This is a genomic window from Rhizobium sp. NZLR10, from assembly GCF_019685125.1.
GTDB lineage: Bacteria > Pseudomonadota > Alphaproteobacteria > Rhizobiales > Rhizobiaceae > Rhizobium.
Map to the genome: position 1 here is coordinate 93,055 of NZ_JABDWE010000007.1, position 21,447 is coordinate 114,501.

The following is a 21,447-nucleotide window of genomic DNA, read 5'->3' on the forward strand; positions in this document are numbered from 1 at the left end:
CCGTGATCCGACTTTTCCCGCAATCGGATGCCAATCAATCCGCCGTGTTTCGCAGCGCAAGGGCCGCGGCAGCCGGGCCGATGACCGCGAAGAACAGCGTCAGCGCGATGAGGATGAGAAAGGGCGGCAGGAACGGGGCGGGATCCTCGACGGCGGCATAGGTGGCGCTGACACCGAAGATCAGCACCGGGATGGTCAGCGGCAACACGAGGATCGAGACCAGCAGACCGCCGCGGGGCAATGCCACGGCGACGGCGGCGCCGACAGCGCCGATGAAGGTGATGGCGGGCGAGCCGACAAGCAGCGTCAGCGCGGTCGCGCCGATCGCCCTCTCGTCCATGTTCATGAAGAGGCCGAGCAGCGGCGAGGCGATGACCAGCGGCAGGCTGGTGGCGGTCCAGTGGGCGAAGCATTTGACCAGGACGGTCAGGACGAGCGGTGTTTCCTGCATCAGCATCAGGTCGAGCGATCCGTCATCGCGCTCGGCCTGGAACAGGCGGTCTAGGCCAAGAAGGGCGGCGAGCAGCGCGCCGATCCAGACGATGGCGGGGCCAATGCGCGAAAGCAGCTTGAGGTCCGGACCGACCCCGAAGGGGATGACGGCGACAATGGTCAGGAAGAACAGCACGCCAATCAGCGCGCCGCCGCCGGCGCGGATGGAGAGTTTGAGGTCGCGAAGGAAGAGGGCGGTCATGCGGGGCGGCTCTTTGCATGAGTTGTGGTCGGGGCGGCACCCCCCTCTGCACTGCCGGGCATCTCCCCCACAAGGGGGGAGATCGGCACGATGCATGGGCTTCGAGAAATCTTAATCGCGCGCCAAGCGGCCGCGTCCATCTGCAGCGTTTGACTGGGGCAAGAGGCCGCCCCTGGCCGATCTCCCCCCTTGTGGGGGAGATGTCCGGCAGGGCAGAGGGGGGGTGCAACGCCTCGAACCATCATCCCCACACTCCCTGATCCACACCGGCAAAGCCGGTCATCTTCAACTCGTGCGCATTCTTCAGCCCCAGCGGCTGATGCGTCGCCGCCAGCACGATGCCGCCTTTGGCCAGATGCGCTTCGATCAATTCGGCCAGCAGCTGGTCGGCGCGGGCATCCAGTGCGGCTGTCGGTTCATCGAGGATCCATAAGGGGCGATGGGCGACGAGCAGCTTGGCGAAGGCGAATCGACGCTGCTGGCCGGCGGAGAGGTAACCGAAGGGAAGGTGGGTGATCCCCGAAAGGCCGACGGCGTCAGCGGCGTCCTCGACGGAGAGACCGGGAGAGCCTCCTATACCGCCAAAAAAGCTGCGCCAGAAATCGAGGTTTTCTGCAACTGTAAGTTCATTCTTCATCGCATTTCGATGGCCAAGGTAGTGGCTGACCTCGGAAGAACGGCGGTCGTCTCCGCCCTCTCCGTCATGGAAGATGACGGCGCCTTTTTCCGGACTTAGGAGGCCGGCGACAACCCGCAGCAAAGTGGACTTTCCCGATCCATTTCTTCCCGTCAGCACAAGCGCCTCGCCGGCTGCCAAGTGAAAGGAAATGTTAACGAAAATGAGATCCTCACCGCGCCTGGCAGCCAGATTTTCGGCGGTGAGATGCATGCGTCGGCTCTTTCTTCGTTTCGGGTCGCGGCGGGGTCAAAAAATCTCCGATTTTGACCGCGCTCGGGTATGGCAAGTTTTTAGGAAATTATCTATAAGAGCCGCAACCACGCCAGCGGTCGGCGTGAATTTCATCCTTGCGCCGAACTTGGAGCATCTGTTCCACGTGCGGACAGCGGAAATGGCCGTACCCGCATCCTGATGTGCATTAAGTGCATAGGCGTTCGCACGACTGTGTTGGCTATCAGAACGGGGTCTCTCGTGTCTAAATCTCTTGACAGCTTCAATTGTCGTTCCACCCTTTCCGTTGGTGGAAAGGACTATGTCTATTACAGCCTGCCCAAGGCTGAGGCAAACGGTCTGGCCGGCGTCTCGAAGCTTCCCTATTCGATGAAGGTGCTGCTCGAAAACCTGCTGCGCTTCGAAGACGGCCAGTCGGTCACCAAGGAGCATATCCTCGCTGTTGCCGAATGGCTGAATAATAAGGGTGCGGTCGAAAACGAAATCGCCTACCGCCCGGCGCGCGTGCTGATGCAGGACTTCACCGGCGTTCCCGCCGTCGTCGATCTTGCCGCGATGCGCGACGCGATGGTGTCGCTCGGCGGCGATCCCGAGAAGATCAACCCGCTCGTTCCCGTCGATCTCGTCATCGACCACTCGGTCATCGTCGACGAATTCGGCACGCCGCAGGCTTTCGCCAGGAATGTCGAGCTGGAATACCAGCGCAACGGCGAGCGCTACCGCTTTCTGAAATGGGGCCAGCAGGCCTTCAAGAATTTCCGCGTCGTGCCTCCCGGCACCGGCATCTGTCATCAGGTCAATCTCGAATATCTCGGCCAGACCGTCTGGACCAAGGAAGAGGACGGCGAGACGATCGCCTATCCGGATACTTGCGTCGGCACCGACAGCCACACGACGATGATCAACGGTCTCGGCGTGCTCGGCTGGGGTGTGGGTGGTATCGAAGCTGAGGCGGCGATGCTCGGCCAGCCGGTCTCGATGCTGTTGCCCGAAGTCATCGGCTTCAAGCTGATCGGCAAGCTCAAGGAAGGCGTCACGGCGACCGACCTCGTCCTCACCGTCGTGCAGATGCTGCGCAAGAAGGGCGTCGTTTCGAAGTTCGTCGAATTCTTCGGCCCCGGCATGGACAATATGCCGCTCGCCGACCGCGCGACGATCGGCAATATGGGTCCGGAATACGGCGCCACCTGCGGCTTCTTCCCGGTCGATGGCGAGACTATCAACTACCTCACCGTGTCCGGCCGCACGCATGACCGGATCGCTCTCGTCGAGGCCTATTCGAAGGCCCAGGGCATGTGGCGTGATGGCGACGGTTCAGATCTCGTCTTCACCGATACGCTGGAACTCGATCTTGGCGACGTGGTGCCGTCGATGGCCGGCCCGAAGCGTCCGGAAGGCCGCATCTCGCTCGAGAACATCGCGACCGGCTTTGCCGGCTCGATGGATGCCGATTACAAGAAGCCGGGCCAGCTCAACAACCGCTACGCCGTCGAAGGCACGGATTTCGATCTCGGCCATGGCGACGTGGCGATCGCTGCCATCACCTCGTGCACCAACACTTCCAATCCGTCGGTACTGATCGCTGCCGGGCTTCTGGCTCGCAACGCCGTAGCCAAGGGCCTGAAGACGAAGCCCTGGGTGAAGACCTCGCTGGCACCGGGATCGCAAGTCGTCGGCGAATATCTTGCCACGTCAGGCCTGCAAGCCGATCTCGACAAGCTCGGCTTCAACCTCGTCGGCTTCGGCTGCACCACCTGCATCGGCAATTCCGGCCCGCTGCCGGCGCCGATCTCGAAGACGATCAACGACAAGGGCCTGATCGTTTCCGGCGTCCTTTCCGGCAACCGCAACTTCGAAGGCCGCATTTCGCCCGACGTGCAGGCGAACTACCTGGCTTCGCCGCCGCTCGTCGTCGCCTATGCGCTCGCCGGTACGGTGCAGATGGATCTGACCAAGGAGCCGATCGGCGAAGACCAGAACGGCAATCCGGTTTATCTCAAGGATATCTGGCCGACCTCGCACGAGGTGCAGGAGTTCATCCAGAAATACGTGACCCGCGAACTTTACGAAAGCAAGTATGCCGACGTCTTCAAGGGCGACGTCAACTGGCAGGCAGTTCAGGTTCCTCCGGGCCAGACCTATGCCTGGGACGACGATTCGACCTATGTCCAGAACCCGCCCTACTTCGTCGGCATGGGCAAGAAGGGCACCGGCATCGCCGATATCAAGGGCGCCCGCGTCCTTGGCCTGTTCGGCGACAAGATCACCACCGACCACATTTCGCCGGCCGGTTCGATCAAAGCGGCATCCCCTGCAGGTGCCTATCTGCTCGGCCATGAGGTCGCCGTTGCCGACTTCAACCAGTACGGCACACGCCGCGGCAACCATGAAGTGATGATGCGCGGCACCTTCGCCAATATCCGCATCCGCAACCATATGCTCGGCCCGAACGGCAAGGAAGGTGGCTACACCATCCACTACCCGTCGAAGGAAGAGACCTCGATCTACGACGCGGCGATGCAGTACAAGGCCGAAGGCGTGCCGCTCGTCATCTTCGCCGGTGTCGAATATGGCAACGGCTCCTCGCGCGACTGGGCTGCCAAGGGCACCAATTTGCTCGGCGTCAAGGCTGTCGTTGCCCAGTCCTTCGAGCGTATCCATCGCTCGAACCTGGTCGGCATGGGCATCATTCCTTTCGTCTTCGAAGAGGGTACGACCTGGCAGAGCCTCGGCCTGAAGGGCGACGAGCTCGTCACCATCGAGGGCTTGGAAAAGATCAAGCCGCGCGAGAAGAAGATCGCCAAGATCACCTATGGCGACGGCACTGTGAAGGAAGTTCCGCTGCTGTCGCGCGTCGATACGCTCGACGAGGTGGTCTACCTCAACAATGGCGGCATCCTGCAGACGGTTCTGCGCGATCTCGCTGCCTGATTGTTAAGAGCTTCATAATATGATGATGGCCGCCGGAGAGCATTTTCCGGCGGCTTTTCTTTGCGGCGACGGTATTTGAGGGACCTCACGATGATTTGTTTTATGCGGGTTCCGGTTGCGCTGCGTCTCACCCGTTCGTGACTTTTCGTTTGGATCCGGAAGGATTATTCGTACGTTCATATGTCAGGGCCTCCGGTCGAACACGCCGTCGGCGCTGAAAAAGAGGTGCAGGTGAATGTCCCCCCGTTTTCTGATTCCGCTGATCGCCGGCGTTGTTCTCTCAGGCCCGCTTCAGGCCGAAGACGGCACGCCGAAAGGTGTCGTCGAACTGTTTACGGCGCAGGGCTGCTCCTCCTGTCCTCCCGCGGATGCTGCTTTCCGTAAGCTGGTGAGCCAGGGCGATGTCATCGCGCTCGCCTATCATGTCGATTACTGGAACTATCTCGGCTGGGCCGATACGCTGAGCTCGAAGGAAAACACCGAGCGGCAATATGGCTATGCGAGGACAATGGGCCGCAGCAACGTCTACACGCCGCAGGCCATCGTCAACGGGCGCGGTCATCTGGCCGGCGCCGATCTCAACGGTATCAACGGCAAGCTCGATACCTATAGCGGCGAAGGCAATGGGCTGACCGTCCCCATCAGCGCGTCGATGCGCGGCGACGAGCTGGAGATCAAGATCGGCGCGGGACAGGGCAAAGCCAATGTCGTGATGGTGTATTTCGACAAGGAAAAGACCATCGACGTCGAAAAGGGCGAGAACAGCGGAAAGAAGATTTCCTATCTGCACAGCGTCACCAATGTCGAAACCGTCGGCATGTGGGACGGCAAGGCGACCAGTCTGACGCTGCCAGCCAGTGTCCTGCAGCGGCCGCAGCTCGAGGGCTGCGCGATCCTGCTGCAATCGGCGACCGACAACGGCGATCCGGCTGCGATCCTTGGGGCGACCGTGGTGATGGCTGGAAAAAACATCTGAGATTTCATCCGCTTGCGGATGAAGTACCGGGCGGCCCGGCTGAGCGTATTCGGGGCTGGGGTTAAGGTCGATACGCTCCGCCGGGCCCTTTGGCGCGCTGGCGCCAAACCGGGATTCATAATTCTCCTGCAAATGAGGCGCTGTTTTGACTGAAATGCGGCGCTACCGAGAAAGCGACAACGCTATTATGCGCATCGGACGATGCGCCGATTCAAAGTGCTACGGCATCCTTGCGCGTCCAACGCGCGGCGCTGGAGTGCGGCCGAATGTGACGGCCGGCACTCTTGCAATTTGCGGCGGCTCGGGCACACTGTCACTCTCCTGTCACATGCAGAGGCCTCGGAGACTGAATGACAGATCAGCCGGATTTGCGACACGGCGAAAGCCGTTCCGTCGACAATAGTTCCTCAGTCGTCGTCGATCTCAGGGAATACAAGCAAAGCAAAGATCCACTTCCGGTGACCTTTCATCGGCGCGAACTGGATGCGATCCTCTGGATCTACGGCCGTATGGTCGGTGACGGCGAATGGCGCGACTACGCCATCGATCATCTGAAAGACAGGGCGGTATTTTCCGTCTTCAAACGCTCCGGTGAAATGCCGCTCTTCCGCGTCGAGAAAAATCCCAAGCTTGCCGCCAAGCAGGGCGCCTATTCGGTGATCAACGTCCACGGCACCATTCTGAAGCGCGGTCACGAGTTGAACCAGGTGTTGAAGGTGTTCGACAAGGCGCTGAAGCTGGTCGATAAGTAAGCCGAAACACTTTTTCTGCATGTCGTTATCCCGGAACCGCTGCACACTTCCGGGCGACATGCATCAGCCGGCAAACAGCGTGCCGGGATAGATGGACGGATCCGGATCGGTCGTCATACCCTCGCCGAGGACGCGCTGCATGAGCATCGTATCCAGCCAGCGGCCATGCTTGTAGCCGGCCCCCCGCATCAGGCCGACCTCCACGAAGCCCGCCTTGAGATGAAGCGCGATCGAGGCGGGGCTGGCGCCGCCGATGACCGCGATCATCTGACGAAAACCGAGACCGGTGCAGCGGTCGATCAGCTCGGTCATCAATGCTTTGCCGATGCCGCGGCCGCGGGCTTCGGGCGCCAGATAGATCGAATCCTCGACTATCCAGCGATAGGCCGGGCGGACGCGAAAGGCCGAGGCATAGGCGTAGCCGAGCAGGTTTCCGTCAGCATCGGCTGCGGCGATATAGGGATATTGCTGGCCGACGATCGCCGCAAACCGCTGCGCCATCTCAGCCTCGGACGGCGGCGTGATCTCATAGCTCGACGTGCCGTTCAGGACGGATTCGCGATAGATTTCGGCGATGGCGGGGATATCGGCTTCGGAAGCATTGCGCAGGAGGAAGGACATTTCGGCGGCAGGTCCATCGGAGGGCAAGGTCTCTCCTAAACCATTCCGCGAAAGCCGGCGCAACAAAAAAGGCGGCCGAAGCCGCCTTTTCGATCTCAGTCTGTCCTGCTTATTTACGGTTGCCCATGAACTGGAGCAGGAACATGAAGAGGTTGATGAAGTCGAGATAGAGCGTCAGCGCACCCATGATCGCCTTGCGGCCGGCCACGGCGACGTCATCGGCTTCCAGGTACAATTCCTTGATCCGCTGCGTGTCGTAGGCGGTAAGGCCTGCGAAGATCAGGACGCCGATCGCGGAGATCGCGAACTGCAGCGCGGACGACGCCAGGAAGATGTTGACGATTGAAGCGATGATCAGGCCAAAAAGACCCATGATCAGGAACGAGCCCATCGCCGACAGGTTACGCTTCGTGGTGTAGCCGTAAAGCGACAGCGCGCCGAAGGAGGCGGCGGTGACGAAGAAGGTCTGAACGACGCTCTGGCCGGTGTAGACCAGGAAGATCGACGAGAGCGACAGGCCGACAAGTGCGGCATAGACCCAGAAAGTCGTCTGGGCGGCGGCCACGCTCATGCTGTTAATGCGGAAGCTCAGGAAGAAGACGGCCGCAAGAGGCGCAAGGATGACGACCCAGCGCAAAGGCGACTGGAACAGCAGCACGCCGAACTGGGTGAGCTGGCCGTCCTGAACAGCGAAGTTGAATCCGAGATATGCGGCCACGCCGGTGATCGCCAGACCCAGCGCCATCAGGTTGTAAACCTTGAGCATATAAGTGCGCAGGCCTTGATCAATCATCTCGCCGGTCTGCGCGCGGCTTTGATAGTTACGAAGGTCAGCCATAGTTTCCTCTTACAAGCTCCGATGGAAATACGGTGTCGGGTTTTCGACCCGGGCGCCGCTGCGGAGCTCCAGCATGCCTGCAGACAATATGAGGCTTTCGCCGATCGCAAACAAGAGGCTTGCAAAGGCTCGGTCGGTTAAATCGCCGTAAGGTGAAGGGTTTGGGCGTCGCTATCCGGTCAGAGTTCGCGCAGGACGGGCGCCGCCTTCTGTCCGAGGATCCGCCAGGTGCCGATGAGGCCGATGCCGACGGTGAGGACGAGCGCGGTCACCAGCGTCAGCCCCGCCACATCGGGCAGGAAGGTCGAGGGCAGGCGCATGATGCGGGCGACGATGAACCAGGCGGCAACGCCGCCGGCGATCAACGCGAAGATTGCGGTTGCCAGCCCGAGGATCAGATATTCGTAGCTGAAGGCGCGGATCAGCATGGCGCGGGTGGCGCCAAGCGTCTTCAGCACCACCGCGTCGTGGGTGCGCGCCCGGTTTCCGGCGGCAAGCGCGCCGGCCAAGACGAGGATCGAGGCGATGAGAGCAACGGAGGCGGCGGCGCGAATTGCGGTCGCAAGCTCGCCGACCAGCTGGTTGACGATATCGATCGCGTCCTTGACGCGGACGCTGGTGATCGTCGGATAGGTGTTGGTGACGGATTTCAGGATCGCCGCATCTTCGGCCGGTGTCGAGGAGGGATCAGTGAGGGTCGCCAGCCAGGCATGCGGGGCGCCGCGGAAGGTGTTCGGCGAGAAAACCATGACGAAGTTGATCGACAGCGATTCCCATTGGACGCGGCGCAGATTGGCGATTTTCGCGGTAATATTGCGGCCGAGCACGTTGACGGTGATCTTATCGCCGATCTTCAGGCCGAGTTCATGCGCCTCTTCCGACGAGAAGGAGACGAGCGGCTCGCCGCTGTAATCCTTGCCCCACCAGTTACCTTCCGTGAGGGCGGCATTCTCCGGCAGGGTGTCGGCATAGGTGATGCCGCGATCGCCGTTCAGCACCCAGCGGCCGGCGGCCGGCACGTCCAACTTGGTGACATCTTCGCCGTTGAAGGCGACGATCCGGCCGCGCAGCATCGGCACTTCAACGAGCTTGCCCTGCGGCGCCTGCGCCTTGACGAGATCGCGGAAGGCGTCGACCTCGGCGCTCTGGATATCGACGAAAAAGAAGTTCGGCGCGCCTTCGTTCATGCGGCCGGTCAGCTGCCGACGCAGGTTGCCGTCGATCAAGGTCAGCGTCACCAGCAAAGCCAGGCCGAGGCCGAGCGAGAGCACGACCGAGGGCGTCAGCGCGCCGGGGCGATGGATGTTGCCGATTGCCAGCCGCAATGCCGGCGAGTTGACGCGCGGGCTGCGGCGCGCAAGCCAGGCGATCAGCGCGGCGACAAGGCGAAGGGCGACGAAGGCAAAGACGATCGCGCCGACGAAGACGACGGCGATGAAGCGGTCATAGGCGGTGACGATGGCAAGGCCGGCAAGGGCGGCCATGAACAGCGCGGCCAGCAGGATGTAGGGCCAGGAGGGCAGGCGGCGGGCCTCGAAACCCTGCTCGCGGAAGAGTGCCGTCGCAGGCACTTCGCGGGCGTGGCCGAGCGGCAGGATGGCGAAGGCGAGTGTCGTCAGGATGCCGAAGAGCGTGGCAAGCAGCAGGGCGCCGGGATAAAGGGTCGGCGCAGTCGAGACCGGCAGGAACTGCGCCAGGAACTGCGCGGCGAAGATCGGCGACAGGGCGCCGATGACGAGGCCGATCAGGATGCCGCCAAGCGCGATGATGGCGATCTGGAAGAGATAGATCAACACGACGACCTGCGCCGGCGCACCCAGACATTTGAAGGTGGCGATGGTGGTGCGTTTGGAATCGAGAAAGGCGCGCACGGCATTGGCGACACCGACGCCGCCGACGATCAGCGCGGTCAGGCCGACCAGCGTCAGGAACTGCGAGAAACGGGTGATGTTTTCGGTGAGCGAGGGTGCGGCGCGGTCGCTGGTGCGAACAGCCCAGCCGGCGGAGGGGAATTCCTTGGTGGCGCGCGCCTGAATGCCCGACATCGCGCCCTTGTCTTCCAGCCGGATCTTGTAGGCATGTTCGACTAGGCTTCCCGTCTGGATCAGCCCGGAGGCTGCGAGCGCCCGGCGGCTGACGAGCAGGCGCGGCGCAAAGCCAAAACCCTCCGACAATGCATCCGGCTCGGTTTTCACCGTGCCGGTGATGCTGAGCTTGACGGTGCCGAGCAGCAATTCGTCGCCGACCGCAAGCCCGAGCCGATCGAGAAGCAATGGGGCTGCGACCGCACCATAGGTGCCGCCTTGGCCTGAAAGCAGGGCTGCGAGGGGATAGTCCGGCTCGGCCACGAAGCGGCCGTAGAGCGGGTAGGCGTCATCGACGGCCTTGACCTCGACCAGCGCCTGATCGGAACCGTCAGGCTTGCGGGCCATCGAGCGCAGGCCCGTCGAGACCGAAACGGTGCCGAGGCCGTCGAGGAAGCCCATTTCCTCGGGCGTCGCCTCGCGATTGTTGAGCTCGAAACGCACGTCGCCGGCCAGCAGCTCCTGCCCCTGCGAAGCGATCGTGTCGGTGATCGACTGCGACACGGAATTGACCGCGGCGATCGCACCCGTGCCGAGGGCGATACAGGCGAGGAAGATGTAGAAGCCGCGAATGCCGCCGCGCAGCTCGCGGAGCGCCAGGCGAAAAGCGAGCGAGACGCGCGGCGTGATGATCCTCATGCGATCGCCGCCTCGTTGTGGCGGGCGGCGCTATCGCCTTCGATCCTGCCGGAGCGGACGCGGATCTGGCGCGAGCAGCGGTTTGCGAGCGAGACGTCATGGGTGACGAGCAACAGGGTCATGCCGCGTTCGGCCTGCTTGGAGAACAGCAGGTCGGCGATCTGGCGACCGGTCTCGGTGTCGAGATTGCCTGTGGGTTCATCGGCGATCAGCAGGGCCGGAGAGGGGGCAAGCGCCCTGGCGATCGCCACGCGCTGCTGTTCGCCGCCGGAAAGCTGGCCGGGATAATGGTTCAGCCGTTCACCGAGGCCGACCGATTTCAGCTCGCGATGGGCGATCTCGAAAGCGTTGCCGACATTGGCGAGTTCCAGCGGCACGGCAACGTTTTCCAGCGCCGTCATGTTGGCGATCAGGTGGAAGGACTGGAAGACGATACCGATGTTGCGGCCGCGGAAATCGGCGACCTGATCCTCGCTCAGCGTATGAAGAGGCGTGTCGTTGATGTTGATTTCGCCGCTGTCGAGTTTCTCCAGCCCGGCAAGCACCATCAGCAGGGTCGATTTGCCGGAACCGGACGGGCCGACGATGCCGACGGATTCGCCGGCAGAGACATCGAGATCAATGCCCTTCAGCACATGCACGGAGGCGGCTGCACTGCCGAGGGTCAGATCGGCGCCCTTCAACTCGATGATGGTTTTTGCCAACAGAAATCGCCCTATATAAATCCATAATCGAATGGCCGCATAACAGCACTTCGCCAATCTAGGGAAGCCAGAATGAGATTTAAAGTTGCCGCGCTTCAATTCACCGTCATTGCCGTCTCGCTGATCTTTGCCGTTGCAGCGGATGCCCGAACGATCAATCTCGTTGGTTTCGGGGACAGTTTGATGGCGGGCTACCAGCTGCCGCCCGGCGACGGCTTTCCGGAAAAGCTGCAGGCGGCCCTGAAGGCGAAGGGGCTCGACGTCGCCGTTGCCAATGCCGGGGTCTCCGGTGACACGACGTCAGGGGGGCTTGCTCGCATCGACTGGTCGATACCTGACGGCACCGATGGCGTCATATTGGAGCTTGGCGCCAATGATGCGTTGCGCGGCATCCCGCCTGAAGAAAGCGAGAAGAATCTCGATCAGATGATTGCTCGGCTAAAGGATCGCGGGATTGCTGTTTTGCTTGCCGGCATAATGGCGCCGCCGAACATGGGGGCGGATTATGCGGCGCGGTTCAATCCGATTTACCAGAGGCTTTCGGAAAAACACGGACTTCCGCTCTACGCGTTCTTTCTCGACGGTGTCGCGCTGGATCCAGGGCTTAAACTCGAAGACGGCATGCATCCGAATACGAGAGGTGTCGAGATCATGGTCGGGAAGATGGAGCCGGCCGTCACAAATTTCGTCGAAGCGATTTCTTCTGTGAAGAAATAGGGGCTTGCGCGGTCGTTGATTGCGTGATTCCGTGTGAGCATCTGCAAAAGATTCGGGGAGTGCTCGTTATGCCGAGACTTTTTACCGCCCTCGAAATTCCGCGCAATGCGGCGATGAGCCTTTCATTGCTGCGCGGTGGCCTCCCCGGAGCACGATGGATCGATGTGGAGAATTACCACATCACCCTGCGCTTCATCGGTGATGTCGACGGCCGCACGGCTGATGAAATCGTAGAACGACTCGACCGGATCGACCGGCCGGAATTCCAGTTCCGGCTCGAAGGCATCGGTTCCTTCGGTTCGAAGAAACCGCATTCGGTCTGGGCCGGTGTTTCGCAATCGCCTGAAATGCATGCGCTGCAGGGTGAGATCGAGCGCATCTGCCAGCGTATCGGCCTGCCGCCGGATCCGCGCAAATTTATGCCGCATGTGACGCTGGCGCGGCTTAAATCGTCGCGGCTCGACGATGTCGTGCAATATCTGGCGGGACGCGGCAACTTCCACACCGCAAGTTTCACCGCGCCGCGCTTCGTGCTGCTTTCGTCGCGCGAATCGGTCGGCGGGGGGCCCTACCTCACCGAGGAAGTGTTCCCGCTGCACGAGGCGCGCTCGACGCCCAGCGTTTCGAGCAGGCTGCTGCAGCCGGTCAAGAGCCTGGTATAGACCAGCTCGAAACCTGCCGGGCCGCCATAATAGGGATCGGGAATATCCTCTCCCGTTCCAAGCGCGGTATCGCCGAAAAGACGGATGGTTGCCTCAGGCGGCGCGATCTTTTCGAGCGCCGCCACATTATCGCGGTCCATGGCCAGGATCAGATCGAAATCCCTGAAATCGCTGGAGCGGATTCGGCGGGCGCGTTGCCCGGATATGTCGATCCCGTGGCTTTTCGCCGTGGCGATCGACCGCAGGTCAGGCAGCTCGCCTTCATGCCAGCCGCCGGTTCCGGCGGAATCGATCGTGAAGCGGCCACTCAAATCCGCCTCGGCGGCGACGTGGCTGAAAATTCCCTCCGCCAGAGCATGATGCCGAAAAGTGTAAGCGGTTTTCGGACGACATCATGCTCTAACTCTTTAATGTAGAACAGGATTCAGATTTTAGGCCGACCCGGCCTAAAATCATCCTGTTCTAGCGGAGAACGGCATATATTGCCCATGCAAACGAAGAGGATGCTGATGCGTTTCATCGGTGGACCTGTCGGACACACAGGAGGAGCATGGCATGAAAATGGAAAGACTGGAACGGACGGCGGTCGAGGCGCAACTGGCGGGGCTTGCGGGCTGGGCGCTCAATGATGCGGCCTCTTCGATATCGAAGAGCTTCAAGTTTGCAAATTTTATCGAGGCTTTCGGCTTCATGACGGAGACGGCGATCACGGCCGAGAAGCTCAACCACCATCCTGAATGGTTCAACGTCTATTCCAGGGTGGATGTGACGCTGAACACGCATGATGCCGGCGGACTGACGGAGCTGGATTTCAAGCTCGCCAAGGCGATGGAGAAGGTTGCGTCGCGACGCGGCGTTTGAAAGCGGGGCCGATTGAAAGGGGTCGATTGAAAGAGTGGGCGCCATCACCATATGTTCGCTTGGACGAAAGGAGGCAGGGATGAACGACGTCAAATTCGGGGAAATCCTGTTGCCAGGCGACGAGGACACCCAGAGCCGACGGGAAAAGACCGTACGGCAGAAATTCTGGCCGACTTTCCGGCGGGCTGTGCGGCAAATTCCGTTCTCACGCGATGTCGTCGCCGGTTTCTACTGCGCGCTCGATCCGCAGACGCCGACGAAGGTGCGCGGCGTGCTGCTCGCAGCGCTTGCCTATTTCGTCATGCCGATCGACATAATCCCGGATGTTTTCGCCGTCATCGGCTTTTCCGACGACATCGCCGTGCTCTCGGCGGCCTTCGCCATGGTGCGTGGCCATATCCGCCCGGGCCACTACGAGGCGGCCGACCGCGTTCTGGCCGACCGGACCGAAGAAACGATGAAGACGATCTAAGCCATCTCGCGTTCCAGCACCTTGCGGAGCTTGCCGAAGGCAAGCCGGATTCGCGACTTCACCGTGCCGAGCGGCAGCCCGGTCGCTTCGGCGATTTCCGAGTGCGATTGACCGAGGAAGAAGGCGGCGCGCAGCATATCGCGCTGCTCCTCCGGCAATTGGCCGACGGCGGCGCGTATCCTGGCGTCGCGATCGTCGTTGGCGACGATTTCCTCCGCGCCGATTTCGGCCGGCGGCTGCAGAGCCGGATCGGTTTCATCGAAGATGCGGGTATTGACGCGGCGCTGCATGTCGATGCGGCGATTGCGGGCAATGCGGAAAAGCCAGGTCGAGAGCGAAGATCGCGTGGCATCGTAGAGATCTGCCTTGTGCCAGAGCACGATCATGGTCTCCTGAACCAGTTCCTCGGCCTCGCCTGAGGTCATCTTCTGGCGCATCAGCCAGGCTTTCAGCCGGGGTGCGAAATAGTCGAACAGGATGGAAAAGGCCTGCTGGTCGCGATCTCTGGCGACGGCCTTTGCGAGGGCAGCGAAACGCTGTCTTTCCTCGGCATCCATGTCCCCTCACCAGCCCCCTGCGCAATAAATTCGTATCGGATTTCCAAGTCTTAATGAGGTACAACGGATTTGGGAAAGGTCAAACTCTTGCCTGAATCTTTGTGTCTTAAATTCAGCGGAACGGACGGCCAGTACCATCGGGACACGGTGTTGCAGCCGATACCGTCAAAGGGTCGAAAATTGACACTCGAGCTGAAATGACACAGGCACATACAAATCGCGGCTATTGTTGACCATTTGGTAACCTGAATTAAGTCAAAATAAAGCAGATCGTGATTATGCGGCGCCCGCTATGATCGCTTCGGGCCTTGATCGCAAGAACCGGCAGGAATCCATGTTTGTAAAAAGTATCGTATCCGCTCTCGCACTCACCCTTGTTATGGCCGGAGTTGCGGCAGCGCAACAGGCCGCCGCGCCGAACCGCATCCAGCAGTTCCAGGCATGGGGCGCCTACTCCTACAAGTCGGGCAATAGCACCGTGTGCTATGTGCTGTCCGTTCCGACGGCAAAGCAGCCGGCAAGCGTTGACCACGGCGACAACTTCTTCATCGTCTCGCAGCGTCCGGGCCAGAACATCTCCTACGAACCGCAGGCGATGATGGGCTACACGGTGAAGGAAAATTCGAAGATCAACGTCGTCATCGACAACAAGACCTTCGTGATGTTCACCAAGGACAAGGCCGGCTGGGTCGAGAATGCGGCGCAGGAGCCAGCCCTCGTCGCGGCGATGAAGACCGGTCATTCGATGACGGTGAATGCCGTTTCGCGCAAGGGCACCGGCACCTCCTACAGCTATTCGCTCTCCGGCATCTCGGCTGCGCTGAAGCAGATCGAAAGCTGCAAGTAAGCAGCCTTTCCCACCGCAGAATTTCGAGAGGGGCCGGCCTTGCGCCGGCCCCTCTCGATTCCATCTAAAGCGCAGCGGGATCTTTCAGATTCGCTTTCCACGCTTTAGGTCTTTGGTTTCCACATGTCGTTGTCGCAAAACCGCCGCACAGTTTTGCGCGACACGCTATGTAGTGACGGGCGGGCAAAATGATGCTAAAGCCGGCCCAACAGCGGATAGATCGCGATCAGTCGCCGTTCCGCCATTCAATTTTTGCCGATCTGCCGTCATGCGTCCGCAAGTCTTCCGGTTCACCCTGAAGCATGCGGGCTCGCAGGGGCAGGACATGTTTGAATTCGGGATGAATGCTTATGTCCGTCATGGATGCGATCGTTGTTAGCAAGCCGCAGGCGCACACCTCCGCCAGCCTCGAAAAGCCGTCTCTGATCGGGCTGTCGCGCGAGGAGATGGGGGCGGTACTCCGGGAAACGGGAGTGGCTGAGAAGCAGATCAAGATGCGCGTCGCGCAGCTCTGGAACTGGATCTATGTGCGCGGCGTCTCCGATTTCGACCATATGACGAATGTCGCCAAGGATATGCGGGAGATGCTGAAGCAGCATTTCACTATCGAACGTCCGGAGATCGTCGAGGAACAGGTCTCGAACGACGGCACGCGCAAATGGCTGCTGCGTTTTCCCCCGCGGGGCGCGGGGCGCCCCGTCGAGATCGAAGCCGTCTATATTCCGGAAGAGGGCCGCGGCACGCTCTGTCTTTCCAGCCAGGTCGGCTGCACGCTTACCTGTTCCTTCTGTCATACCGGGACACAGCGGCTGGTGCGGAACCTGACGGCAGAGGAAATTCTGTCACAGCTGCTGCTTGCCCGTGACCGGCTCGGCGACTTCCCGGATCGTCAAGCGCCGCAGGGAACGATCATGCCTGCCGAGGGCCGCAAGGTCAGCAACATCGTGATGATGGGCATGGGTGAGCCGCTCTACAACTTCGACGCCGTCAAACAGGCATTGCTGATCGCCACGGATGGCGACGGCCTGTCGCTGTCCAGGCGCCGAGTGACGCTTTCCACCTCCGGTGTCGTGCCGGAGATCTTCCGCACCGGCGATGAGATCGGCGTCATGCTGGCGATCTCGCTGCATGCGGTGCGCGACGATTTGCGCGACATTCTCGTGCCGATCAACAAGAAGTACCCGCTGAAGGAGCTGATCGAAGCCTGCCGAACCTATCCGGGCCTTTCGAACGCACGGCGGATCACCTTCGAATATGTGATGCTGAAGGATGTCAACGACAGCCTGGAAGATGCCAAGGGGCTGATCAAGCTCTTGAAAGGCGTGCCGGCGAAGATCAACCTCATTCCGTTCAATCCCTGGCCCGGCACCAATTACCAGTGTTCCGACTGGGAACAGATCGAGAAGTTCGCCGATTTCATCAATTCGGCGGGTTACGCCTCGCCGATCCGCACGCCGCGCGGCCGCGACATTCTTGCCGCCTGCGGCCAGCTGAAATCGGACTCCGAACGTATGCGCAAGACCGAGCGCCTGGCCTTCGAGGCGATGATGATTGCCAATCACGGCGCCGACGACTGATCAGCAAGTTTGATCCTTGCTACAATTCTCCGCGATTGATTTCAGGGCGCCCCTTTCCTAAAACTGGCGCCAAAATCAATCAGGAGGATACAAATGCGCTCGATTTTACTCGCTCTTGCCGCCAGTTTGGCCCTTTCCCTGCCCGCAAAGGCTGACAATGTGACCGTTGCCGTGACGGCGATCGTCGAACATCCGGCGCTGGATGCAGCCCGGAAGGGTGTTCTCGATGCGCTGACGGCCGCCGGCTACAAAGAGGGCGAGAACCTGAAATTCGTCTTCGAGTCGGCGCAGGGCAATCCGGCGACGGCAGCCCAGATTGCCCGCCAGTTCGCCGGCGACGAGCCGAATGTCATCGTGCCGATCTCCACGCCATCGGCCCAGGCGGTCGTCTCCTCGACGCGCGATATCCCGGTGGTCTTCACGGCCGTGTCGGATCCGCTCGGCGCCCAGCTCGTCAAGAATATGGACAAGCCCGGCGGCAACGTCACTGGCCTTTCCGACATGTCGCCGGTCGCCGAGCACATCGCGCTGATCAAGGAAATCCTGCCTGATGTGAAAACCATCGGCTATCTCTACAATTCCGGCGAGGCGAACTCCGTTTCGCTGCTGGCGGTGCTGAAGACCGAAGCCGAAAAGGCCGGCCTGAAGGTTGTGGAATCGGCCGCCACCAAGTCGGCAGAGGTTCAGGGTGCGGCACGCGCGCTCGTCGGCCGCGCCGATGTGATCTACATCCCAACCGACAACACCATCATCTCGGCGCTCGAAGGCGCCGTCGCGGTTGCCGAGGAGAGCAAGCTGCCGCTCTTCACCGCCGATACGGATTCGGTTTCGCGCGGGTCGATCGCCGCCCTCGGCTTCAACTATTACGATGTCGGCAAGCAGACGGGCGAAATCGTCGTGCGGGTGCTGAAGGGCGAAAACCCCGGTGATATTGCGGTCAAGACCGCCGCCGGCAGCGATCTCGTCGTCAACAAGGCTGCTGCGGCCAAGATGGGCGTCACCCTGCCGCAGAGCGTGCTTTCCCGCGCCACTAAAGTCATCGAATAAGCAACGCGGCTGCTGCCATCGGTCAAGTTTTACAGCCGCTCTCGTTCCACACGAGAGTGGCTGATGCTATTGGAAGCTTGAATGTTTCGCACGCATGCGAAACGGAAACGGAAGAAAAGGGGCGGAAGCCTTGAGCCAAATCGCATTCTGGGGGGCCGTCGAGCTCGGCCTGGTCTATTCCTTCGTCGCTCTCGGCGTCTATCTCGCTTTCCGTGTTCTGGACTTTCCCGACCTGACGGTCGACGGCTCCTTTCCGCTCGGCGCGGCGGTGACGGCGGTGCTGATCATCGCTGGTCTCAACGCCTGGCTCGCGGCCTTGGTCGCGATGGCGGCCGGCGCGGGTGCGGGCATGGTAACGGCGCTGCTCAACGTGCGCTTCAAGATCCTCAACCTGCTTGCCTCGATCCTGACGATGATTGCGCTGTTTTCCGTCAATCTGCGCGTGATGGGCAAACCCAATGTCGCCCTCATCAATGCCGACACGATGATCAGCCCATTCTTCGGCCATGGTCTTCGCGATTTCTACGTGCGGCCGCTGTTCGTCGGCGTTCTCGTCGTCATCGCGCTCATCGTGGTCTGGCGCTTCCTGGAAAGCGATGCCGGGCTGGCGATGCGGGCGACCGGCGCCAATGCGCGGATGGCGCGGGCGCAGGGCGTCGATACCAGCCGGCAGATCTATCTCGGCATGGCGATCTCGAATGCGCTGGTGGCGCTCGGCGGCGCATTGTTTGCCCAGACGAACGGTTTTGCCGACGTCACTTCGGGCGTCGGCACAATCGTCGTCGGTCTCGCCGCGGTCATCATCGGTGAGACGCTGCTTGGGCGGCGCGGGCTGCTGATCGCGTTGATCGGCTGCGTGCTCGGCTCGATCCTCTATCGCATCGCGATCCAGCTGGCGCTATCCAGCGACGTCATCGGCCTGCAGGCATCCGACCTCAATTTCGTGACGGCAGTATTGGTGACCGTGGCGCTCATCCTACCCCGTCTTCGCGGAGGTGCCGCATCGTGATCAGCGTCAAGGACGTCAAGGTTGTTTTCGGGCGCGGCACGCCGCTACAGAAGCAGGCGCTGAACGGCGTCAGCCTGACCATAGAACAAGGCTCCTTCGTCACCGTCATCGGCTCCAACGGCGCCGGCAAATCGACTTTGCTCGGCGTGCTCGCCGGCGATGTCCTGCCGAGCGAGGGGCAGGTGCTGATCGGCAAAAACGAGGTGACGCGCAAGTCGACGGCATCACGCGCCGGTCTGGTTGCGCGTGTGTTCCAGGATCCGCTGACGGGAAGCTGTGGCGCTTTGTCGATCGAGGAAAATCTCGCTTTGGCTGCCAGTCGGGGCAAGAAACGTGGGCTTGCACCGGCGCTCGGCGGTAGCAGGCGCGACTATTTCCGGGAGCGGATCGCCGAACTCAATCTCGGGCTCGAAAACCGGCTGAAGGACCGCATGGATCTGCTCTCCGGCGGGCAGCGCCAGGCCGTTTCGCTCGTCATGGCGACGCTTGCAGGCTCGGAAGTGCTGCTGCTCGACGAACACACGGCAGCGCTCGATCCCGGGATGGCGGAGTTCGTGATGAACCTCACCCAGAAGATCGTTACCGAGCGCAAGCTGACGACGATGATGGTGACGCATTCGATGCGTCAGGCGCTGGACTACGGCCACCGCACGATCATGCTGCATGGCGGCGAGATCGTTCTCGACGTGGCGGGCGACAACAGAAAGAACCTGCAGGTCGAGGATCTGATCGCGATGTTCCGCAAGATGCGCGGCCAGACGCTCGATGACGATGCTTTGCTGATCGGATAAACCGACAGCGTGCTGATCGGCTAGCGCCGACGGCGTGCTGATCGGCTAAGGCGACGGCGTGATCGGCTAAGGCCGACCGTGAGCGGATCGTTTCGCGACCGCGAATTGGCTGATCATCTGGCTTGGGTGAGCAGGATCTTCGCCGCGAAGATCGAGAAGACGCCGGCGAAAGTGTAGTCCATGCCGCGCAACACCTTCTTGTTGGTTTGCAGCCAGGAGGCCAGCCAGTCGGCAGCAAAGACGACGCTGGCATTGACCGGCATGCCGATCAGGATGAAGCAAAGGCCGAGGAAAAGCAGCTTCTGCGTGACGGCTGGATCGCCGGCGCTGACGAATTGCGGCAGGAAGGTCATGAAGAAGATAATGACCTTGGGGTTCAGAAGATTGACCCAGAAACCCGACGAGATGTTCGAAAGCGCCGTGCCTTTCTGCTCCTCGACCCTAGCGACGGTGAGCTTCGCGCCAAAGCGGATCGCCTGCACGGCCAGCCAGAGCAGATAGGCGGCACCGCCGGTCTTCAGGATCAGGAAGGCGGTCGGCGAGGCGGTGATCAGCGCCGAAATGCCGAAGGCGACCAGCATGGTGTGAACGACGATGCCAAGGCTGGTGCCGACGACGACGAAGAGAGCCGCCTTCTTGCCCTGGGCCAGCGAACGGCTGATCGACAGCGTCATGTCTGGGCCCGGGGTCGCCGCGAGCAACAGCGTCGCGGCGGCAAAGGCGAGAAGGGTCGACAGGCTGGGCAGGAAATCCATGGCACACTCTGTAAGCCGGAAAGATCCGACGATTTCTTACTCGGCTTCCAGAAAATTACCAATCAAACCTTGGAATAGTATCGATCACTTCTGTTCCAGGAACGCTTTGAATTTGTCGCCGTAGTCCTTGTGCCAGCGCGACAGTGGCGGGCGGTTCTCGACGATGTCGCCGGCAGCCCAGAGCATGCGACGCTCATCGACCGTGCGTGCCACGTCATTGTCAGGGCAGAGGATATAGAAGTCGCCGCGCTCGAGGCTCTCGACCATGAAATCGACGGTCTGCTCCGGTGTCCAGGCGGCAGGCGGTTTTTCGATGTGGCTGCCCTGGGTCAAGCCGGTGAAGACGAAGCCGGGGATGAGAAGGTGCGCGGAGATCTTTCCGCCGCCGATGTTGCGAAGTTCGTGTTCGAGCGCTTCGGTAAAAACTTTCACGCCAGCCTTGGAAATGTTGTAGGCGGGGTTGCCGGGCGGCGTCGTGATGCCCTGCTTCGAGCCGGTGTTGATGATCAGGCCTGGCTCGCCATGCGACAGCATCTTCGGGCCGAAGGTGCGCGTGCCGTTGATGACACCCATCAGGTTGACGGCGAAGATATTGTCCCAGTTCGCCTGCGGGCTGAAGATCGAAGTTTCCGGGCCGATGCCGGCATTGTTCATCAGCACGTGCACGCGGCCGAAACGCTGGAGCACGGCGCGTTCGAGCGCCTCCAGCGAGTCCTTGGCCGCGACGTCGGTCTCGACCGCCATCACATTTTCCTCGCCGGCGATGGCCTTGAGTTCGTCGGCGGAGTTGGCCAGCCGATCACCGCCGAGATCGGCGATGACGACGCTCATGCCGCGTCCGGCGAAATATTTCGCTGCCGCCAGGCCGATGCCGGAAGCGCCGCCGGTGATGACGGCAACATTGGACTTCTTGAAAATGTCTTGAATATTCGTCACGGCTCAGTCTCTCCAGGAGCGTTGTTCGGACGCAGGCGAATATGGGCTCCGCTTTCGCGCTGTCAAA

22 protein-coding genes are annotated in these 21,447 nt (G+C 61.2%); 12 read left to right on the plus strand and 10 right to left on the minus strand.

What is annotated here, in order from left to right; all coding sequences use genetic code 11:
- Positions 1 to 34: 34 nt before the first annotated feature.
- Together ccmB and ccmA are read right to left on the minus strand one after the other, a co-directional pair.
- The gene (gene ccmB, locus HJB82_RS12645; protein WP_207582150.1) at positions 35 to 694 is read right to left on the minus strand and encodes a heme exporter protein CcmB; all 660 of its coding nucleotides are present in this window, start codon (positions 692 to 694) and stop codon (positions 35 to 37) included.
- A gap of 241 nt (positions 695 to 935) precedes the next feature.
- Positions 936 to 1,583, minus strand: coding sequence for a heme ABC exporter ATP-binding protein CcmA (ccmA, locus tag HJB82_RS12650; RefSeq protein ID WP_221140124.1), 648 nt, complete (start codon positions 1,581 to 1,583; stop codon positions 936 to 938).
- Positions 1,584 to 1,844: 261 nt separating this feature from the next.
- Between ccmA and acnA the strand changes: the two genes are divergently transcribed.
- The 3 genes from acnA (at position 1,845) to HJB82_RS12665 (ending at position 6,263) form a co-directional block, all read left to right on the plus strand.
- The gene (gene acnA, locus HJB82_RS12655) at positions 1,845 to 4,535 is read left to right on the plus strand and encodes an aconitate hydratase AcnA (protein ID WP_207582148.1); all 2,691 of its coding nucleotides are present in this window, start codon (positions 1,845 to 1,847) and stop codon (positions 4,533 to 4,535) included.
- Between the two features lie 235 nt (positions 4,536 to 4,770).
- Positions 4,771 to 5,511, plus strand: coding sequence for a thioredoxin family protein (locus HJB82_RS12660; protein ID WP_207582147.1), 741 nt, complete (start codon positions 4,771 to 4,773; stop codon positions 5,509 to 5,511).
- Positions 5,512 to 5,861: 350 nt separating this feature from the next.
- Positions 5,862 to 6,263, plus strand: a complete 402-nt coding sequence (locus tag HJB82_RS12665) for a DUF2794 domain-containing protein (protein WP_164007576.1) — start codon at positions 5,862 to 5,864, stop codon at positions 6,261 to 6,263.
- Between the two features lie 63 nt (positions 6,264 to 6,326).
- Here HJB82_RS12665 and HJB82_RS12670 read toward each other — a convergent pair whose 3' ends face one another.
- The 4 genes from HJB82_RS12670 to HJB82_RS12685 all read right to left on the minus strand — a co-directional run bounded on the left by HJB82_RS12670 (position 6,327) and on the right by HJB82_RS12685 (position 11,149).
- A complete protein-coding gene (locus HJB82_RS12670) occupies positions 6,327 to 6,884 on the minus strand; it encodes a GNAT family N-acetyltransferase (RefSeq protein WP_207584397.1) in 558 nt (185 codons plus the stop codon).
- A gap of 109 nt (positions 6,885 to 6,993) precedes the next feature.
- Positions 6,994 to 7,722 carry a Bax inhibitor-1/YccA family protein gene (locus tag HJB82_RS12675; protein WP_007632456.1) on the minus strand — a complete coding sequence of 243 codons (729 nt, stop codon included), beginning with the start codon at positions 7,720 to 7,722 and terminating at the stop codon, positions 6,994 to 6,996.
- Positions 7,723 to 7,901: 179 nt separating this feature from the next.
- Positions 7,902 to 10,445 carry an ABC transporter permease gene (locus HJB82_RS12680; RefSeq protein ID WP_207582146.1) on the minus strand — a complete coding sequence of 848 codons (2,544 nt, stop codon included), beginning with the start codon at positions 10,443 to 10,445 and terminating at the stop codon, positions 7,902 to 7,904.
- Positions 10,442 to 11,149 (minus strand): ABC transporter ATP-binding protein, encoded by a 708-nt coding sequence (locus tag HJB82_RS12685; RefSeq protein ID WP_221140126.1) that lies wholly within the window; start codon positions 11,147 to 11,149, stop codon positions 10,442 to 10,444. The genes HJB82_RS12680 and HJB82_RS12685 overlap by 4 nt, the downstream gene beginning before the upstream one ends.
- 72 nt (positions 11,150 to 11,221) lie before the next feature.
- Between HJB82_RS12685 and HJB82_RS12690 the strand changes: the two genes are divergently transcribed.
- Both HJB82_RS12690 and thpR read left to right on the plus strand, forming a co-directional pair.
- Positions 11,222 to 11,866, plus strand: a complete 645-nt coding sequence (locus tag HJB82_RS12690; protein ID WP_221140128.1) for an arylesterase — start codon at positions 11,222 to 11,224, stop codon at positions 11,864 to 11,866.
- 68 nt (positions 11,867 to 11,934) lie between these two features.
- Complete coding sequence (gene thpR, locus HJB82_RS12695) at positions 11,935 to 12,528, plus strand: RNA 2',3'-cyclic phosphodiesterase (protein WP_207582144.1); 594 nt, start codon at positions 11,935 to 11,937, stop codon at positions 12,526 to 12,528.
- On the opposite strand, the gene HJB82_RS12700 is transcribed toward thpR, so the two are convergent.
- Positions 12,435 to 12,881 (minus strand): low molecular weight protein-tyrosine-phosphatase, encoded by a 447-nt coding sequence (locus tag HJB82_RS12700; protein ID WP_207584396.1) that lies wholly within the window; start codon positions 12,879 to 12,881, stop codon positions 12,435 to 12,437. The two genes, thpR and HJB82_RS12700, sit on opposite strands and share 94 nt — an antisense overlap.
- Positions 12,882 to 13,083: 202 nt before the next feature.
- Here HJB82_RS12700 and HJB82_RS12705 point away from each other — a divergent pair, with 202 nt between their 5' ends.
- Entirely contained in the window at positions 13,084 to 13,389 is a 306-nt protein-coding gene (locus tag HJB82_RS12705; protein WP_207582143.1) for a 4a-hydroxytetrahydrobiopterin dehydratase, read from the plus strand.
- Positions 13,390 to 13,468: 79 nt separating this feature from the next.
- Positions 13,469 to 13,861, plus strand: a complete 393-nt coding sequence (locus HJB82_RS12710; protein WP_207582142.1) for a YkvA family protein — start codon at positions 13,469 to 13,471, stop codon at positions 13,859 to 13,861.
- On the opposite strand, the gene HJB82_RS12715 is transcribed toward HJB82_RS12710, so the two are convergent.
- Complete coding sequence (locus tag HJB82_RS12715) at positions 13,858 to 14,418, minus strand: sigma-70 family RNA polymerase sigma factor (protein WP_207582141.1); 561 nt, start codon at positions 14,416 to 14,418, stop codon at positions 13,858 to 13,860. The genes HJB82_RS12710 and HJB82_RS12715 overlap by 4 nt on opposite strands.
- Positions 14,419 to 14,752: 334 nt before the next feature.
- On the opposite strand from HJB82_RS12715, the gene HJB82_RS12720 reads away from it, so the two are divergent.
- From HJB82_RS12720 to HJB82_RS12740, 5 genes are all read left to right on the plus strand, one after another.
- Positions 14,753 to 15,265: an invasion associated locus B family protein gene (locus tag HJB82_RS12720; RefSeq protein WP_007632470.1), complete on the plus strand. Its 513-nt coding sequence runs from the start codon at positions 14,753 to 14,755 to the stop codon at positions 15,263 to 15,265.
- Between the two features lie 350 nt (positions 15,266 to 15,615).
- A complete protein-coding gene (rlmN, locus tag HJB82_RS12725) occupies positions 15,616 to 16,842 on the plus strand; it encodes a 23S rRNA (adenine(2503)-C(2))-methyltransferase RlmN (RefSeq protein WP_207582140.1) in 1,227 nt (408 codons plus the stop codon).
- A gap of 93 nt (positions 16,843 to 16,935) precedes the next feature.
- On the plus strand, positions 16,936 to 17,889 hold the full coding sequence (locus HJB82_RS12730) for an ABC transporter substrate-binding protein (RefSeq protein WP_207582139.1): 954 nt from the start codon (positions 16,936 to 16,938) through the stop codon (positions 17,887 to 17,889).
- Between the two features lie 130 nt (positions 17,890 to 18,019).
- A complete protein-coding gene (locus tag HJB82_RS12735; RefSeq protein WP_221115465.1) occupies positions 18,020 to 18,898 on the plus strand; it encodes an ABC transporter permease in 879 nt (292 codons plus the stop codon).
- On the plus strand, positions 18,895 to 19,689 hold the full coding sequence (locus HJB82_RS12740) for an ABC transporter ATP-binding protein (protein WP_221115466.1): 795 nt from the start codon (positions 18,895 to 18,897) through the stop codon (positions 19,687 to 19,689). The genes HJB82_RS12735 and HJB82_RS12740 overlap by 4 nt, the downstream gene beginning before the upstream one ends.
- A gap of 113 nt (positions 19,690 to 19,802) precedes the next feature.
- Here the strand turns inward: HJB82_RS12740 and HJB82_RS12745 are convergent, their stop codons facing one another.
- The gene (locus HJB82_RS12745) at positions 19,803 to 20,444 is read right to left on the minus strand and encodes a LysE family translocator (RefSeq protein WP_221115467.1); all 642 of its coding nucleotides are present in this window, start codon (positions 20,442 to 20,444) and stop codon (positions 19,803 to 19,805) included.
- A gap of 84 nt (positions 20,445 to 20,528) precedes the next feature.
- A complete protein-coding gene (locus tag HJB82_RS12750; protein ID WP_221115468.1) occupies positions 20,529 to 21,380 on the minus strand; it encodes an SDR family NAD(P)-dependent oxidoreductase in 852 nt (283 codons plus the stop codon).
- Positions 21,381 to 21,447 lie beyond the last annotated feature (67 nt).